The following is a 16,308-nucleotide window of genomic DNA, read 5'->3' on the forward strand; positions in this document are numbered from 1 at the left end:
CGCCCCACCCCACCAGCCCCCCATGCGCCGCCGCAAGCCCCACCACCACGTCTACGTGGTCGAGCTCTCCAAAGACGTGCTGCTGGAGCCGCGCTTTCGCAAATGCAACCCCGGCTACATCGACGGCAAGCCCTGCGTGTACGTGGGCATGACGGGGCTGGACCCGGATGTGCGGTTTGACAAGCACAAGGCGGGCATCCAGGCCAACCGGTTTGTGACGCAGTACGGCCTGCGGCTGCTGCCGGACCTGTACGAGGGCTTCAACCCCATGACCTACGAGGAGGCGGTGGACCGGGAGATCGAGATCGGCATCGACCTGCGCTCGGCGGGGTTTGGGGTGTGGCAGGCGTGAGCGCCTAGTCAAGGGAGGCGCCTGTTCTAAGTCTGGGCCCCACGCGCATCATCTAAGATTCCGCCCCGCTGATTCAACCACTCACTTTTTTATAGCTGCTCGCGCATGATCTTCTAGCGCTTGCGGCTCATTTCACTTGAATTTGACCGCCATGAACTTCGCAGACCGCCTTAAGCAACTCCCCTCCGCCAGCCACCTCGCCGCCCTGCAACTGCTGGGCGCGGACGGCCAGGTGCAGGCCACCATCGAGAACAAGCCCGGCCAGACCGGGTCGCTGGTGGTGTATGCCGCGCTGGCGGCGCTGTATGGCGGGCAGATCACGCCTGCCGCTGCCAGCCTGGGGTTGGAGTGGTATGCGGAGCATGTGGCGGATGCGCGCGCCTTTCCGGGCAAGCACCCCAACATCGACCGGCTGCTGGCCTGGGCGCAGGGCAGCGAGCGCTTTGCGGTGCGCACCATCGCCGCCTGAGCCGGCGCCACAAAAAAATGTGGTGATGCAAAGGGCCGGTTGTCGAAAACGCACCGGCCCGTTCGTCGTAGAGGTGTGAACGCGTTGACGCCCCAGGCCATTGACCGCCATGGTGTTGGAGCGCACGCTGTCATCCATCCACCCCGATTCCCGCAAGGAGACCCTGCATGACGAACCCCAACCCCTCCGCAGCCCCGACCGCCGCCACCGGCACCGTCACCCTGCACCGTGTGCTGCGCGCCCCGGCCGAGCGCATCTACCGCGCGTTTCTGGATGCAGACGCCATGTGCAAATGGCTGCCACCCCACGGCTTCACGGGCCGGGTGCTGAGCCTGGATGCGCGCGTGGGCGGCAGCTACCGCATGCAGTTCACCAACCTGAGCAGCGGCGGCACGCACGCGTTTGGCGGCGAGTATGTGGAGCTGGTGCCGGGCGAGCGCATCGTGCACACCGACCGGTTTGACGACCCGAACCTGCCGGGCGAAATGCGCACCACCATCCAGTTCAAAAAGGTGATGACGGGCACCGAGGTGTCCATCGTGCAGGCGGGCATCCCGGCGGTGATCCCGACCGAGATGTGCTACTTGGGCTGGCAGGAGTCGCTGCAGTTGCTGGCGCTGCTGGTGGAGCCGGAGATTCCGGGCGAGTAACACACGCGCCCGCACCCCCCGGTCCTGATTACATCAACCGGGTTACTTCAACCACTTGTCAGCCGCTTGTTTGATGGTGCCCCGGCTGTCCACCAAACCCCACACAAAGCCCATCACGCGCACATAGTCGGCGTCGTCGGTGGGCAGCATGAAGCCCAGGTAGTTCTTGGGCGTGAGCGGTGCGTCCACAAACGCTGCGGCCAGGCGCGGGTCGGCCTTGGCGTAGTGCAGGGCTTCATACGTTTCGGTGATCATCACGTCGCCCTTGCCCTCGGCGATGAGTGCGGGGATCTCGGCGTTCTTGTCGTGCGTGCTGACCTGGGCGGCCTTGAGGTTGGCGAGCACATAGGTCTCGTTGGTGCCGCCGGGGTTCTTGATGACACGCACGGTGGGCTGGTTCATCGCGTCCACGCTGGTGTACTTGGCCCTGTCGGCCGCACGCACCAGGGCGACTTTGCCAAAGGGTGCGTAGCCGGGCAGCATGTCAAAAATGCGCATGCGGTTGACGTTGCGGGTGATGCCGCCCACGGCCACGTCGAACTTGTCGCCCTGCAGGTCCTTCACCAGGTTGGGCCACGAGGTCTGCACATACTCGATCTTCACCCCCAGCTCCTTGGCCATGGTTTCGATCACGTCGATGTCGTGGCCGCTGTAGCCCGCGTCGGTCTTGATGGCAAACGGGCGGTAGTCGCCAGGCGTGCCCACGCGGATGACCTTGGTATCCATGATCTTGTCGAGCCGGGGGCCGGCATGTGTGGCCTGGGAGACGAGGGACATGGCGGCAAACAGCGCGGCCGCAGCCACAGCGAGTGTTTTCTTGGGGATCATGGGAAAGGGCTCCAGAAGGCAAAGGGGTGCAGAAGGGATGAATCGGCCCGCCCGACCAATGCTGCGCGCACCAGACGAGGCGGGGCCACCAAAGAATACGCCAGCACCAAGCATTCAACGTGCCATGTGCGTGTCACTGTGCGTGCCCCATGATGGCACCGCGCAGGCATTGCCACCCTGCTGGGTTACCCTGCATGCCCTGAAGGCGCTGCCAACGGCTGGCGCCAACCACCCACCGCCCCTACCCAACAAGGAACCTCATGAAAAAACTCAATGTCACCATCCAGCTCGAAATGACCGTGCCCGACGACTGGCAACTGGTCGAAACCTCGGAAGGCACGCCCGTCATCCAGATGGCCGACAACAAGTTTCTGGATCTGGCCATCGAACCCCTGTTTGCCAACGACCCCGAAGACATGTGGAGCAGCAGCGAGAACGAGGACGAGCTCAACGAGGTGCTGGAGATGGTGGAGAGTGAAGAAGTGGCGTACGAGTTTGTGACGCACTGACCCGTGAAACACCGGGCGCTGCAGTCACCTCACAACTGCGAGCGCAGCAGCCCGGTCATCTTTTCGTGCAGCTTTTCGCTCCACGGCCGCTCCAGCCAGGCCTCGTAGGTCACGCGGCGTGACCGCTGAATGTCGTCTTCAAACACATGGGTCTGGCGCTGCGCAAACGCGGCGTCGTACACGTTCAGGTTGGCCTCGTCGTTCAGGCGGAACGAGCGGTTGTCAAAATTGGTGGAGCCCACCGACACCAGCAGCTGGTCCACGATCATGACCTTGCAGTGGTACATGGTGGGCCCGTACTCGTAAATCTCGGCCCCGGCCTGCAGCAGCTCGCCCCAGGTGGCGCGGGATGCGGCCTTCACCGTTTCGGTATCGGTGTGCTCGCCGGGGGTGACGAGGCGCACGCGCACGCCGCGTGCCAGCGCATCCATCAGCAGCTTGCGGGTCAGGTCGTCGGGCACAAAGTAGGCTACCGACAGGTCGATGCTGCGCTCGGCCGCCGTGATGGCCAGGTGGTACATGAGCTGCATGCTCTCGCTGCCACTCGATGGCGAGCTGGAGAACATCTGCGCCTTTTGCGCACCCGCTGGTGCGATGGCCGGAAAGTACGCCTCGCCATGCAGCACCTTGCCGGTGACCTTGAGCCAGTTGTCCAGAAACGTGGCCTGCATCTGCGCCACCACGGGGCCACGCACCAGGTAGTGCGAGTCGCGCCAGTGGTCGGGGTCCTGCGCGTGGCCCGTCCATGCCGGGGCAATGCCCACGCCGCCGGTAAAGCCCACCTGCCCGTCCACCACCAGCAGCTTGCGGTGGGTGCGGTTGTTCAGCCGGGCCAGGTTGTACCAGTGGGGTTTGTGGAACTTTTCAATCAACACCCCGGCCGCCTTCATCTCGGCCAGATAGCTCTCTTCCATCTTGGCGCTGCCCACCCAGTCGAGCAGCACATGCACGGGCACACCGGCGCGGGCGCGCTCGCTCAGGGCGTCGGCAAACTGCTTGCCGATGTCGCCCGACCAGTAGATATAGGTTTCGAAGGTGACGCTTTTTTGCGCAGCCTTGATGGCGGCCAGCATGGGCGGAAAGATCTGGTCGCCGTTGATCAGCTCCGTCACCGCATTGCCGCCCACAATGCCCGGGCCCAGCAGGCTGCCCAGGGCACGCTCGAACTGCGGGTGGGCGGTGCTGTACAGGCGCGGCAGCTGCTGCTGCACTTTTTTCTCGCCCGCCGTGAAGTTGAGTGCCAACAGGACAAGGGCCCCCGTGGCCAGGGCCGTGAGCAAGACAGTGAGCATGGTGGAGCGGCGGCGGCGAGGGGCGGCGGGAGGCATGGCGCGATGGTAGGTGGCACCATGCACGCGCGATGTAGGCGGACGCCGCCAACACCGGGGGCACAATCGCCCTTGTCGGCCGCGACAGCGGTGCGCTCAGCCCATAGCAACACCCCTCGCGCAGCTCCTTTGTTTTTTGCTCTTGCCCTTCTCTGCCGTGCCTGAATCTGCCTGCCCTGCTCCCCTCCGCCCCACCCTCTCCATCACCCGCCGCAGCGCCTTGATCGGCACGGCGGGCCTGCTGGCACAGCCTGCCCTGGTGGCGCCCCTGCACGCCAAGCCCTTGCCCCCCGCGCCCACGGTGTGGCCCCAGGCCCTGCAGGTGCCCGGGGGCGTGGCGCGGCTGTCGCTGGGCCCGGCGGCCACGCGGCCGGTGGCGCAGGTGCGCCAGGGCGAGGTGGATGTGCCGCTGCGCGTGGTGGGCGATGCCATCGAGTGGACGGCCATCGTGGGTATCCCGCTGGCGGCGGCGCCGGGTGATGCCTTCATCAGCGTGCTGCCCGAAGGCGGCGGCAGTCCGCGCCTGGTGCACTACAGCGTGGCCCCCAAGCAGTACAAGGAGCAGCACCTGAAGGTATCGCCCCGCACGGTGGACCTGTCGCCCGAGGACCAGGCCCGCTACGAGCGCGAGCGCGACCACCAGGCCCAGGTGATGGCCACCTTCACCGAGCAGCCCGCCGGCGTGGCCCTGGCATCGCTGCGCATGCGGGTGCCGGTGCCAGGGCGGCGGTCCAGCTCGTTCGGGCTGCGCCGCGTGTTCAACGGCCAGCCGCGCAATCCGCACAGCGGCATGGACATTGCCGCCGCCACCGGCACGCCCATCGTGGCGCCGCTGCCGGGCCGGGTGATTGACGTGGGCGACTACTTCTTCAACGGCGGCACGGTGTGGCTGGACCACGGCCAGGGCTTGCTGACGATGTACTGCCACCTGAGCAGCATGGACGTGCGCGTGGGCGATGTGCTGCAGGCCGGCGACGCGTTCTGCAAGGTGGGCGCCACTGGCCGCGTGACCGGCCCGCACCTGCACTGGGGCGTGATGCTGAACCGCACCATGGTGGACCCGGCGCTGTTCGTGCCGGCCTGATGGCGCCAGTCATCATTACTATGCATTTAATAGCACCCAGCGCATATTGCACTAGCGCATCCAGCCCTTTTTGCTTGAAACCAGCCCCATGACCCCGCGCCTGATCCGCTTCAACAAACCCTATGGCGTGCTGAGCCAGTTCACGCCCGAGGGCAAGTGGCAGGGCCTGAAGGACTACATCGACCTGCCCGGCGTGTACGTAGCCGGGCGGCTGGACGCCGACAGCGAAGGGCTGCTGCTGCTGACCAACGACGGCAAGCAGCAGGCCCGCATTGCCGACCCGCGCTTCAAAATGGAGAAGACCTACTGGGTGCAGGTGGAGGGCGTCCCCAATGAGGCTGCGCTGGCCGCGCTGCGCAGCGGCGTGGTGCTGAACGACGGCCCCACCCTGCCCGCCCGCGCACGGCTGCTGGAGCCCGCACCTGCGGTGTGGGACCGCACCCCACCCATCCGCGAGCGCAAACACATCCCCACCACCTGGATCGAACTCATCATCCGCGAAGGCCGCAACCGCCAGGTGCGCCGCATGACGGCCGCCGTGGGCCACCCCACGCTGCGGCTGATCCGCGCGGCCATCGGGCCGTACACGCTGGACGGGCTGGCGCCGGGCACCTGGGCGGATTGAGCTGTGAGGCGTGCAGGGCTTACGCGGCCACTGCCTGCATGCGCCGCGACAGCGCTGATCCACGTGCACGCAAAAAGGCCCGCAAGCCATCGGCGTAGTCCACACCCACGGCCTGCTGCACCGAAGGGCGCGCCGCCAGCGCTGCGCGCCACTGCTGCACCAGCGGCAAGCCCTGCCAGAGCGCCAGGTCATCCATGCCCGGCAAGGTGTCGATGACGTCGAAGTACCGAAACACCGGGCCAAACACCACATCCACCATGCCAAAGTGCGGCCCTGCAAAGTACGGCCCGGGCACACTGCGCTGGCCCAGCGCCTCTTCGATCTGCACAAAACGGCTGCGCAGGTCCTGCGCGCGGGCCTGCAGCGTGGCCTCATCCGCCGCGGCGTAGAAGGCGCCGATGGTGTTCAGCACCGCAGAGCCAAACTCCATCCACGCCCGGTGGCGTGCGCGCTGCAGCGGATCTGGCGGGTGCAGCACGGGCATGGCCACCTCGTCCAGGTATTCGCAGATCACGGCCGACTCGAACAGGCTCTGGCCGCGCACCTGCAGGACCGGGGTCTTGCCCAGCGGCGAGAGGGCCAGGAACCAGTCGGGCTTGCGGGCCAGGTCGATGGTGCGGCGCTCGAACGCAAGGCCCTTTTCGTGCAGCACGATGGCCACGCGCTGCACATAGGGGCACAGCGCGTGCGAGACCAGAGTGAGCGCAGCGGGCGCTGTGGTCTGGGCCATCACGACAGCAACCCCTCAGCCCGCAGCGCAGCCTGCACCTGCGGGCGGGCCGCCACGCGTGCCATCCAGGCCTGCAGGTGCGGGTAGGCAGTGAGCGGGATGCCCAGCAAGTGGGACCAGTTGACGATGGTGAAGCCATACGCATCGGCCACGCTGTAGCCGCCTGCCAGAAAATCGCTGCGCGACAGGACGGCCTCCATCTCGGCAAAACGCACGGCCAGCTTGGCCTTGACGGCCTGGCGCGTGGAGTCGGCCGTCTCCTTGTGCCACAGCCAGGGGCTGAAGCCCTTGTGCAGTTCGGTGCTGACGAAGGTGAGCCACTCCAGCACGGCCAGCCGCTCGCTGGAGCCGGGCTGGCCGATGAGTGCGCGCGCCGGGTCCAGGTCGGCCACGTACTGCAGCAGCGCCGCTGCTTCGGTGTGGCGCGACTGGTCGGCCAGCTCCAGCAGGGGCACATAGCCGCGCGGGGAGATGTCGAGATAGTTGGCGCCGGTCTCGGTGGTGTGGCGCACCAGGTCCACCTTGACCAGATCGAACGCAACGCCGACCTCGCGCAAGGCAATGTGGACGGCGAGCGAGCAGGCACCGGGGGCGTAGTAGAGCTTCATGGGAACGGGGCTTTCTGTAAAAAGGGTTGGAATATGTCGCGCCTCGGCACCCACGGATACCCATCGGTACACAGCAACGGCCAGCGACAGGCAGAATCTATGCTTGCAAAAACGCAAACAAAATAAGCGAACATGAAATTAACCGTTGCATCAACGCAATACCAGCTGGGCGCCGCCGAGCTGGAAGTGCTGCTGGCCATGGTGCGCACCGGCACCCTGGCGGCCGCCGGTGAGCGGCTGGGTGTGGATGCGTCCACGGTGTTCCGTGCCATCCAGCGCATCGAACGGGGGCTGGGCCAGTCGCTGTTCGACCGGTCGCGCGCCGGCTACCGTCCCTCGGAACTGGCCCAGGCATTGGCCGAACAGGCCGAGCGGGTGGAAGCCGCCCTGGAGGCTGCCCGCTCTGCCGCGCAGGCGCAGCCCGAACAGGTGTCGGGCACGGTGCGCATCTCGACCACCGACACCATCCTGCACGGCCTCATCGCCCCCGCCCTGCAGCTGCTGCAGCCGCAGCACCCGGCCCTGGTGTACGAGTTGCACGCCGGCAACGAGCTGGTGAGCCTGACGCGGCGCGACACCGACATCGCCGTACGCGCCACCAAGCGCCCGCCGCAGCACCTGGTGGGGCGGCAGCTGGGCATGATCCGCTCGGCCCTGTATGCAGGCGCTGGCAGCACGCTGGCCCTGTCGGACGTGGAGGCCAACCGCGCCGCCTGGATTGCGCCCGACGACGCCCTGCCCGACCACCCCTCGGTGCGCTGGCGCAAAAAGCAATACCCCAGGGCGCAGCCCACCTACCGCGTCAACAGCCTGCTCACCGTGATGGAACTGGTGGCCCTGGGCATGGGCGTGGGGGTGTTGCCCCTCTTTCTGGCCCAGAGCCGCAGCGACCTGCGCCCGCTCACGGGCGCGCTGGCCGATGGCGAAACCGAGCTGTGGCTGCTGACCCACCCGGAGTCGCGCCACCTGAGGCGCATTGCGACGGTGTACGGGCACCTGGCGGAGACGGTGCAGCTGCCTTGAGTCACTGGGAGCCTCTGGCCGATGAATGCACGGGGCAGACCCCACCCGCGCCAGCTGCCAGCACGTTGTCAGCAGCCGGTCCCTACAGTGCCCGGGTATGACCACTACACAGTTCTACGGCGCATCCAGCCTCGACGGCTTCATCGCCACGCCCGACCATGACCTGGACTGGCTCCTGCAATTTGGCGAGATCGAGGGCTCCAGCTACCCCGACTTCATCCGCAACGTGGGCGCGCTGGCCATGGGGTCACACACCTACGAATGGATGCTGAAACATGCCATCGATGCGGGGCAGCCCTGGCCGTACACACAGCCCACCTGGGTGTTCAGCACGCGCACGCTGCGCAGCATTGCCGGTGCCGATGTCCGCTTTGTGCGTGGCGATGTGCGCCCCGTGCACCAGGCCATGGTGCAGGCCGCAGCAGGCCGCAATGTGTGGGTGGTGGGCGGGGGTGGCCTGGAGGGGCAGTTTGACGATGCGGGCCTGCTGGACGAACTGATCGTGCAGGTGGCGCCGGTCACGCTGGGCGCGGGCACCCCGTTGTTTCCGCGCCGTGTGGTGCAGCCGCCGCTGCAGCTGCAATCCGTAACCACGCTGGGCGGCGTGTTTGCCGAGCTGCGCTACCGGGTGCCGCCACGCTCCGACCGCTGAGTGCCTGAGTACCTGAGTACGGGCGTCTGTCCCGCCAGGGCTACTCAGTCCGCCAACGCCTGGTCTATGACCAAGTAGCGTTTGACCAGGTCAAAAAAGCTGTCGTAGAAGGTGTCTTTGGCAATGGTCTCGCTGCCCACCTTGACCAGCGACTCGCTGCTGGACGAGAACGGCAGCGACACCGACCCGATGGCGCCCACGCCCACGCTGGCCGAGTTGTTGGTCTTGCGCAATGCATAGGTGTCCTGCGTGGCCGTCACAAAGCCCAGGCTGACCTTGCCGTCATTAGCCTCGGGCACACACACCACGCGCACCACCATCTGCAGGTGCGACTCGGGCTCGGGCTGGAAGCTCTTCTTGCCCTCGACCAGATCGGCCGAACTGGACGAGATGACGTAGCCCTGGCTGAGCAGCGCGCGGCGCGAGGCCTCGCAGGTCTGGGCCGGGGTGGCATCAAACAGGCGCGAATAGGTGGCGACCGAGCCAAAGTTCTCCTGCACGCCAAACGTCTTGACCCCCGTGCTGGTGCAGCCTGCCATGACCAAGGTCGCGCCACAGGCCAGGGCCACGGCGGCGGCGCGCAACAGCGTGGGTGGGGAGGCATGGAATTCTGTGGACCAGGGGAAACGCAAAACCGGGACTCCTTGGGTGGTGGGTGGCTAGTGTGCTGTCCCGCAAATAACTGCACATGAAATCGCGTCCTCACCCCCAGGGCTGCGTTGCAAATCCTCGCGATAGCTACGGCTATCACTGCGGTTTGCGCCTTGCCCTGGGCGCGATGCCATCGATTTCATTTCGTGCAGCTATTTACGGGACAGCACACTAGTGCCGACGATAACAAGCGCAAACCCAACGCGAAACGAACGCGCTGGACGATGCACCCGATTGTCACAGCGCCTGGGGTGTCTGACGGCAGTAACCGCTTGCGGTTCCCCATATTCTTCATGCCGTGTACACATGGGCGCGGTAACACCTTGAAGCAAACAGTCCGGCGTTGCATTGTTTGCCAGGAAGGACTTCGGAGCAGCGAACAGGCGCGTCGCACCAGCGCCCGCTGTCTGCCTGCCACCCCATTCCGGCCGACCGCAAATGCTATATTATTCATAGCTACCAAGGCATACTGCTGTAGCGCAGCCGGCCACAATCAGCCCGCTGCAGCCCCCACACCGCCGCCGGCGCCCACCCAACGACATTCAAGCCCCCAGTGCCCCTCGCCGCCTCGCTGCTTTGCCTGGTCGTCGCCATCAGCGACGGCGACACCCTCACCGTCCGCTGCGGCGCCCCTGGTACCTACCAGCAGGTCAAGGTACGGGTGGCGGCCATTGATGCCCCCGAGTCACGCCAGGCTTTCGGGCAGAAGTCGCGACAGCACCTGGCACAACTGTGTTTTCGCCAACGGGCCACGCTGCAACCGGTGGACGAAGACAGCTATGGCCGCATGGTGGCGCAGGTGCGCTGCGGCGGGACGGACGTAGCAACGGCCCAGGTGCGCGCTGGCATGGCCTGGGTCTACACGCCGTACGCCAGCGGCTATCCCCACCTGGCGCCCCTGCAGCGTTCTGCGCAGGCGCAGCATGCGGGCCTGTGGTCCCAAAAGCGCCCGTTGGCGCCGTGGGACTACCGGCACCGGCATCGGCGTTGACTGCGCTGGGGTAATTTGCAAAGAAGCGTCTGCGTGGCGGCTTTACCAGCCCTTGACAGCAGACCACGCCCACAAACGCTAGCATCGGCGCTCCCGCCCACGGGTGCGGCGCCATGCCTGCCGTACACCCCACACGTCCCGACCCCGTCCATGCCCACCCCAGAGCCGACCACCCCGCACGCCGCCGTTACCGCGCCAGAACAAGCTGCCAGCGTTTACCGCCACGCGGGTTTCCTTTCCTTCCTGATCGCCCGCGTGGTGGCCGTGGTGGCCACCCAGGTGCAGGCCGTGGTGGTGGCCTGGCAGGTGTACGACCTGACCCGCCAGCCCCTGGCGCTGGCCTATGTGGGGCTGGCGCAGTTTCTGCCGATGCTGGCCCTGCTGCTGCCCGCGGGCGACCTGATCGACCGCTTTGACCGCAAGCGCATCCTGGCACTGGCCTGGTCGGTGGGCGGCGTGTGCAGCGCACTGCTCTGGTGGCTGTCGGGCCACGGCAGCAGCGGCGTGGCGGGTATTTATGCCGTGCTGGTGCTGTATGGCTGCGCCCGCGCGTTCTCGGGCCCGGCCATGCAGAGCCTGTTGCCACAGATCGTGCCACGCGCGCAACTGGCCCAGGCCATTGCTGCCAACAGCATGCTGATGCGCGTGGCCAGCATTGGCGGGCCGCTGCTGGGCGGGCTGCTGTACGCGCTGGGCGGGGGCGAGCTGACCTATGCCATTTGCTGCGCCTGCTTTGTGCTCGGCGTGGCGCTGCTGCTGCGCGTGGTGGTGGCCCATGCCACGGCCCCCGGCCCTGCACAGGGCACGATGCTGGAGCGCTTTGGCGCTGGCATCACCTTCATCCGCACGCGGCCCATCATTCTGGGCACCATCTCGCTGGACCTGTTTGCCGTGCTGCTGGGCGGCGTGGTGGCGCTGCTGCCCATCTACGCACAAGAGGTGCTGCATGTGGGCCCGGCAGGCCTGGGCGCGCTGCGCAGTGCCATGGCGGTGGGCGAGGTCAGTGCCGGGCTGTACCTGAGCATGCGGCCCTTCAACCGCCATGTGGGCCGCACCATGTTCATCGCCGTAGCGGTATTTGGCGTGGCCAACCTGGTGTTTGCGCTGTCCACGCTGTTCTGGCTGTCGTTCGCGGCGCTGCTGGTGGCTGGCGCCGCCGACATGGTCAGCGTGTACATCCGCGGCGCGCTGGTGCAGTTCTCCACGCCAGACTCCATGCGTGGGCGGGTGAACGCGGTGAACATGCTGTTCATCGGTTCGTCCAACGAACTGGGCGAGTTCCGCGCGGGCACCAGTGCCGCGTGGCTGGGCGTGGTGCCTGCCGCCATCGTGGGCGGACTGTGCACGCTGGGTGTGGTGGGTGGCTGGATGCTGGCGTTCCAGACCCTGCGCAAGGTGGACCGTTTTGAAGAGGCCGCGCAGGCCACGGGCGCGGCACCTTTGCCGTAACGCGCATCCTGCGGGGCGATTCACGAAACCCCTAGGAGCCTGTCGGACTTGGAGCGTCGAAAGCGAGAATCGGCCCCAGCGAGGACAGTTTTTGCCGGATTTGCAGCCCCATAGCCCGGCTATGGGGCAAAAAGACGGTGAAAAATGGACCGCTGCGGCCGATTCGAAGCCGACGATTTCCAAGTCCGACAGACTCCTAGATACATCCTCGCTGGCGTTTGTATCGCGCAGGTAAAACCCGCTGCGCCGCCTTGCACCCGGTGGATCGCAGCGGCACCATGGGGGGTAGCCATTGGTTGGCAGCCAGCGAGGCCCCATGATTCCCGACACCTCCCCGCCCCTCCACCGCCGCACCCTACTTCTGGGCATGGCGGGCATGGCGGCTTTCGCAGCTTTTGGCGCCGCACCGTCGGCCCAGGCTGCGCCCCCTGCATCGCCCAACGCCGTCAGCACTGGCGGCTGGGCGTCCGCCGACGAACCCACGCAGGCCCACCTGCTCGACCGCGTGACCTGGGGTTGCACCGGCCAGGGCGTGCAAGCACTGGGTGGCTTGGGCATCAGCGCCTACCTGACAAGCCAGCTGCGCCCCGGTGGCAACGCACCGTTGCCACGCGAGGCCCAGGCGCAGATCGACGCCATGGCCATATCGCGCACCCCCATCGAGGCGCTGGCAGCCGACATGGAAGCCCGCCACCGCGCCGCCAAGGCCCTGCCTACTGAAGACGAGCGCAAGGCCGCGCTCAAGACCTGGCAGCAAGACATGCGCGCCCTGCAACAACAGGCCGCCGCCCGGTTTGTGCTGCGCGCGCTGTATTCGCCCACCCAGCTGCGCGAGAAGATGACCTGGTTCTGGATGAACCACTTCAACGTGTTTGCCGGCAAGGGCAACCTGCGCGCCCTGGTGGGTAACTACGAGGAACACGCGATACGACCCCATGCACTGGGCCGCTTTCGCGACCTGCTGGGCGCCACCGTGCGCCACCCGGCCATGCTGCGCTACCTGGACAACGCACAAAACGCCGCAGGCCGCATCAACGAAAACTACGCGCGCGAGCTGATGGAGCTGCACACGCTGGGCGTGGACGGCGGCTATAGCCAGCAGGACGTGCAAGAGCTGGCCCGCGTGCTGACCGGCGTGGGCGTGTCGCAGCGGCCGCCAGGTGACGAGCCACCGCGCATGAAGCCCGCGCTGCGACGCCACTACGTGCGCGACGGACTGTTCGAGTTCAACCCCCAGCGGCACGACTGGGAGCCCAAGACGCTGCTCGGCCAGCCGCTGCGCGCCGAGGGCCTGGCCGAGGTGGACGAGGCGCTGGACCGCTTGGCCCGCGCGCCAGCCACCGCACGCTTCATAACGCGCAAGATCGCGCTTTTTCTGGTGGGCGACAACCCGCCGCCCACGCTGCTGCAGACCCTGGCCCGCAGCTTTGAGCGCACCGACGGCGACATTGCTGCGGTGCTGGAGACGCTGTTCCACACCCCAGAGTTCCGCGCATCCCTGGGCCAGCGGTTTCGGGACCCAGTGCACTATGCGCTGGCGGGCCTGCGCCTGGCGCACGGCGACGCTGTGCTGCCCAACACCGACCCTGCACTGGCGTGGCTGCAACGGTTGGCCGAGCCCCTGTATGGCCGCGTCACGCCCGACGGCTACCCGCTGGACTCCGCGTCGTGGTCGGGCTCGGGGCAGATGAGCACGCGCTTTGAAATGGCCCGGGCCCTGGGTGCAGGCGCTCTGGCAGCCCCGCCAGCAAGCGATGACGCAGCGCCCCGCGCCGCGCCGCGCATGCCGCCCGCCCTGGCGCAGACAGCCTACGTGCGCGCCATGGAGCCCAACTGGTCCCCGGCCACACGCAACGCACTGGCGCAGGCCACCTCGCCGCGCGAATGGAACCTGCTATTCCTCGCATCCCCCGAGTTCATGCACGGATGAAAGAAAACTTCATGCTGCACAGACGACACCTTCTCCAGGCCCTGGGCGCCAGCGCACTCGGTGCGGGCCTGGGCGTGCACAGCGCCAGCGTGCTCGCCGCACCCCGCGCGCAGGACACGCGCTTTCTGCTGGTGTTTTTGCGCGGTGGCTACGACTGCGCCAGCCTGCTCGTGCCCACGGCCAGCAGCTACTACTACGAGACGCGGCCCAACATCGCCATCGCCCGGCCGGGGCAGGAGGGCGGCGCCCTGCCGCTCACAGCCGACTGGGGCCTGCACCCGGCACTGGCGGAATCGATGCTGCCGCTGTACCAGCAGCGTCAGCTCGCGTTCGTGCCGTTTGCGGGCACGGACGACCTCTCGCGCAGCCACTTCGACACGCAGGACAGCATCGAGCTGGGCCAGCCCCTGGGCGGGCGGCGTGACTACCGATCGGGCTTTCTGAACCGGCTGGTGGCCGAGCTGAACCCGCGCACCGACAGCGGTGGGGAGACGCTGCAGTCCATGGCGTTCACCAGCACCCTGCCCCTGGTGCTGCGTGGCGCGGTGGATGTGCCCAACACCGCGCTGAGCGCAGGCGCGGGGCGCGGTGGTGTGGATGCGCGGCAGGCCGAACTCATCGCATCCATGTACCGGGGCACAGCGCTGGCCACGCCGGTGAACGAAGGCTTTGCCACCCGCGACGAAGTGGCCCGCACCATGCAGGGCGAGATGGATGCCGCCAGCCGCAATGCGCTGAGTACCAAGGGATTTGAGGGCACGGCCCGGCGCATGGCGCGGCTGATGCAGTCGCGCTACCAGATCGGCTTTGTGGACGTAGGCGGCTGGGACACGCATGTGGGCCAAGGTGCTGCCACCGGCGCGCTGGCCAACCGCCTGGAGGAACTGGGCCGGGGCCTGGCAGGCTTTGCCGACGAGATGGGCCCCGCGTGGAAGTCCACCGTGGTGGTGGTCATCAGCGAGTTTGGCCGCACCTTCCGCGAGAACGGCAACCGGGGCACAGACCACGGCCACGGCACGGTGTTCTGGGTGCTGGGTGGCGGAGTGAATGGCGGCCGCATCACGGGCGAGCAGCAGGCGCTCACGGCCACCACGCTGTTCCAGAACCGCGACTACCCCGTGCTCAACGACTACCGCAGTGTGCTGGGCGGGTTGTTCGCGCGGATGTACGGGCTGAACGCGGCGGCCCTGGGGCGGGTGTTTCCAGGGACCAGAGGCGCGGACCTGCGACTGGTCTAGCCGCGCTCGCTCTCCACGCCGTTCACTATATTTTTGATAGCTTCTGAGGCATGCAGTTGTAGCGCTTCAGGCGGCTTTCTCTCCAAATCACCCCAGCACTACGCGTTGAAGGTGCCTGTCAACAGTTCGGGCAGGCGCTCCACCTTCATCTTGAAGCCGCAGGCCTGCGCGTGGCCGCCGCCGCCCATGCTTTCGGCCAGCGCGATGCAGTCAAAGTTGCGCTGCGAGCGCAGCCCCACCTTCACGCCCTTTTCGCCCGCGCTCCACATCAGCGCAAAGGTGCCGGTCTTGGCCGAGAGGATGTCGCCCACCAGGCTGTGGAACATGCCCGGGGCATTAACCATCAGGCCCGTGATGCCGTTGAACACCAGCGGCTGCGCGCCTTCGGCGATGTCGGCGCAGAGCTTGCGGTACTTCTGGTCCATGGCCTCACCGCGCACCATGAACTGTTGGAGCTGCTCGGGCGTGAAGTCGGCAATCTCGCGCCAGCGCGCAAAGCCTTGCTGTTCCATATCGAGGGCCGACAGGAAGGCAGCGCTCTCGGCAAACTCCCACTTCCAGATATCGCGGTCTTCCACGTATTTGAACAGGGCAGGCATCGGTTCGTGCGGATGGAAAAACTCCCACGCCAGCCGCGCACCCGACTTGTTCATGTCGAAGTGCACCACGCCGCAGCGGCAGGCAAAGCCGGTGAGCTTTTCGGCGGCGCTCTTGTGGTGGTCCAGCATGACGAGCTTGGCGGCGCGCTCATCGATGGCGGCCATCACCTCGTTGGCAAACGAGAAGTCGAGGATGTACACCGCACGGCCTTGCAGGGGCGGCAGGTCGTCCACGGTCTTGACATCGCCGTGGTCCAGCCCCACGTACTCAGCCTGGTCGCCGTAGTACAGCCATGCGGCCAGCGCCGCGCCAAAGCCATCGGGGCAATTGCGCCCGTGGTAGAGGATCAGCGGCGCGGGGTCGTTCTTGTCGGGGGCAACCAGCAGTTGCAGGGGGAGTATGGTTTTCTTCGTCATGGCCCCCGATTGTCGCCGGGGCATGGCAGGGCACCGAGCGCAATCTGCGCAGCCAGGGCGTCCTCATCCCGTCAAAGCAGCGGAACCAACGCCGCCCCTGACGCATCCATCCTATTCACGCAGCCTCGTAAGCCCACGATGTTCCAAGCCCTCAAAGAACTTTTGGAAAGCATTG

General features: G+C 66.7%; 18 protein-coding genes. 12 read left to right on the plus strand and 6 right to left on the minus strand.

Going from position 1 to position 16,308, the window contains the following annotated elements; all coding sequences use genetic code 11:
- Positions 1 to 22 precede the first annotated feature (22 nt).
- From C380_RS16610 to C380_RS16620, 3 genes are all read left to right on the plus strand, one after another.
- Complete coding sequence (locus tag C380_RS16610) at positions 23 to 352, plus strand: hypothetical protein (protein ID WP_015014990.1); 330 nt, start codon at positions 23 to 25, stop codon at positions 350 to 352.
- Positions 353 to 503: 151 nt separating this feature from the next.
- Positions 504 to 821, plus strand: coding sequence for a DUF2322 family protein (locus tag C380_RS16615; protein ID WP_015014991.1), 318 nt, complete (start codon positions 504 to 506; stop codon positions 819 to 821).
- A 167-nt stretch (positions 822 to 988) separates the two neighbouring features.
- Positions 989 to 1,471 carry an SRPBCC family protein gene (locus tag C380_RS16620; RefSeq protein WP_015014992.1) on the plus strand — a complete coding sequence of 161 codons (483 nt, stop codon included), beginning with the start codon at positions 989 to 991 and terminating at the stop codon, positions 1,469 to 1,471.
- A 42-nt stretch (positions 1,472 to 1,513) separates the two neighbouring features.
- Here C380_RS16620 and C380_RS16625 read toward each other — a convergent pair whose 3' ends face one another.
- Positions 1,514 to 2,299, minus strand: a complete 786-nt coding sequence (locus C380_RS16625; protein WP_015014993.1) for a transporter substrate-binding domain-containing protein — start codon at positions 2,297 to 2,299, stop codon at positions 1,514 to 1,516.
- 260 nt (positions 2,300 to 2,559) lie between these two features.
- Here C380_RS16625 and C380_RS16630 point away from each other — a divergent pair, with 260 nt between their 5' ends.
- Positions 2,560 to 2,808, plus strand: coding sequence for a hypothetical protein (locus C380_RS16630; RefSeq protein WP_015014994.1), 249 nt, complete (start codon positions 2,560 to 2,562; stop codon positions 2,806 to 2,808).
- Positions 2,809 to 2,837: 29 nt separating this feature from the next.
- Here C380_RS16630 and C380_RS16635 read toward each other — a convergent pair whose 3' ends face one another.
- Complete coding sequence (locus tag C380_RS16635) at positions 2,838 to 4,100, minus strand: phosphatidylserine/phosphatidylglycerophosphate/cardiolipin synthase family protein (RefSeq protein ID WP_015014995.1); 1,263 nt, start codon at positions 4,098 to 4,100, stop codon at positions 2,838 to 2,840.
- 193 nt (positions 4,101 to 4,293) lie between these two features.
- On the opposite strand from C380_RS16635, the gene C380_RS16640 reads away from it, so the two are divergent.
- Both C380_RS16640 and C380_RS16645 read left to right on the plus strand, forming a co-directional pair.
- Positions 4,294 to 5,220, plus strand: a complete 927-nt coding sequence (locus C380_RS16640; protein ID WP_043566733.1) for a M23 family metallopeptidase — start codon at positions 4,294 to 4,296, stop codon at positions 5,218 to 5,220.
- A gap of 88 nt (positions 5,221 to 5,308) precedes the next feature.
- On the plus strand, positions 5,309 to 5,845 hold the full coding sequence (locus C380_RS16645; protein WP_015014997.1) for a pseudouridine synthase: 537 nt from the start codon (positions 5,309 to 5,311) through the stop codon (positions 5,843 to 5,845).
- 19 nt (positions 5,846 to 5,864) lie between these two features.
- Here C380_RS16645 and C380_RS16650 read toward each other — a convergent pair whose 3' ends face one another.
- Entirely contained in the window at positions 5,865 to 6,575 is a 711-nt protein-coding gene (locus C380_RS16650; RefSeq protein ID WP_015014998.1) for a glutathione S-transferase family protein, read from the minus strand.
- Complete coding sequence (gene gstA / locus C380_RS16655; RefSeq protein ID WP_015014999.1) at positions 6,575 to 7,183, minus strand: glutathione transferase GstA; 609 nt, start codon at positions 7,181 to 7,183, stop codon at positions 6,575 to 6,577. The genes C380_RS16650 and gstA overlap by 1 nt, the downstream gene beginning before the upstream one ends.
- A gap of 132 nt (positions 7,184 to 7,315) precedes the next feature.
- On the opposite strand from gstA, the gene C380_RS16660 reads away from it, so the two are divergent.
- Positions 7,316 to 8,206, plus strand: a complete 891-nt coding sequence (locus tag C380_RS16660; protein WP_015015000.1) for a LysR family transcriptional regulator — start codon at positions 7,316 to 7,318, stop codon at positions 8,204 to 8,206.
- 97 nt (positions 8,207 to 8,303) lie between these two features.
- The gene (locus tag C380_RS16665) at positions 8,304 to 8,858 is read left to right on the plus strand and encodes a dihydrofolate reductase family protein (RefSeq protein WP_015015001.1); all 555 of its coding nucleotides are present in this window, start codon (positions 8,304 to 8,306) and stop codon (positions 8,856 to 8,858) included.
- A gap of 44 nt (positions 8,859 to 8,902) precedes the next feature.
- Here the strand turns inward: C380_RS16665 and C380_RS16670 are convergent, their stop codons facing one another.
- Positions 8,903 to 9,397 carry a DUF2242 domain-containing protein gene (locus C380_RS16670; protein WP_051022730.1) on the minus strand — a complete coding sequence of 165 codons (495 nt, stop codon included), beginning with the start codon at positions 9,395 to 9,397 and terminating at the stop codon, positions 8,903 to 8,905.
- A 665-nt stretch (positions 9,398 to 10,062) separates the two neighbouring features.
- Between C380_RS16670 and C380_RS16675 the strand changes: the two genes are divergently transcribed.
- From C380_RS16675 to C380_RS16690, 4 genes are all read left to right on the plus strand, one after another.
- Complete coding sequence (locus C380_RS16675) at positions 10,063 to 10,500, plus strand: thermonuclease family protein (protein WP_015015003.1); 438 nt, start codon at positions 10,063 to 10,065, stop codon at positions 10,498 to 10,500.
- Between the two features lie 150 nt (positions 10,501 to 10,650).
- Positions 10,651 to 11,949, plus strand: a complete 1,299-nt coding sequence (locus C380_RS16680; protein WP_015015004.1) for an MFS transporter — start codon at positions 10,651 to 10,653, stop codon at positions 11,947 to 11,949.
- A gap of 316 nt (positions 11,950 to 12,265) precedes the next feature.
- Positions 12,266 to 13,879 (plus strand): DUF1800 domain-containing protein, encoded by a 1,614-nt coding sequence (locus C380_RS16685; protein ID WP_015015005.1) that lies wholly within the window; start codon positions 12,266 to 12,268, stop codon positions 13,877 to 13,879.
- Positions 13,880 to 13,890: 11 nt separating this feature from the next.
- A complete protein-coding gene (locus C380_RS16690; RefSeq protein ID WP_015015006.1) occupies positions 13,891 to 15,117 on the plus strand; it encodes a DUF1501 domain-containing protein in 1,227 nt (408 codons plus the stop codon).
- Between the two features lie 98 nt (positions 15,118 to 15,215).
- On the opposite strand, the gene C380_RS16695 is transcribed toward C380_RS16690, so the two are convergent.
- Positions 15,216 to 16,133, minus strand: a complete 918-nt coding sequence (locus C380_RS16695; RefSeq protein ID WP_015015007.1) for a DHH family phosphoesterase — start codon at positions 16,131 to 16,133, stop codon at positions 15,216 to 15,218.
- Positions 16,134 to 16,308: the final 175 nt, after the last annotated feature.

It is taken from the genome of Acidovorax sp. KKS102, assembly GCF_000302535.1.
Lineage (GTDB): Bacteria > Pseudomonadota > Gammaproteobacteria > Burkholderiales > Burkholderiaceae_C > Acidovorax.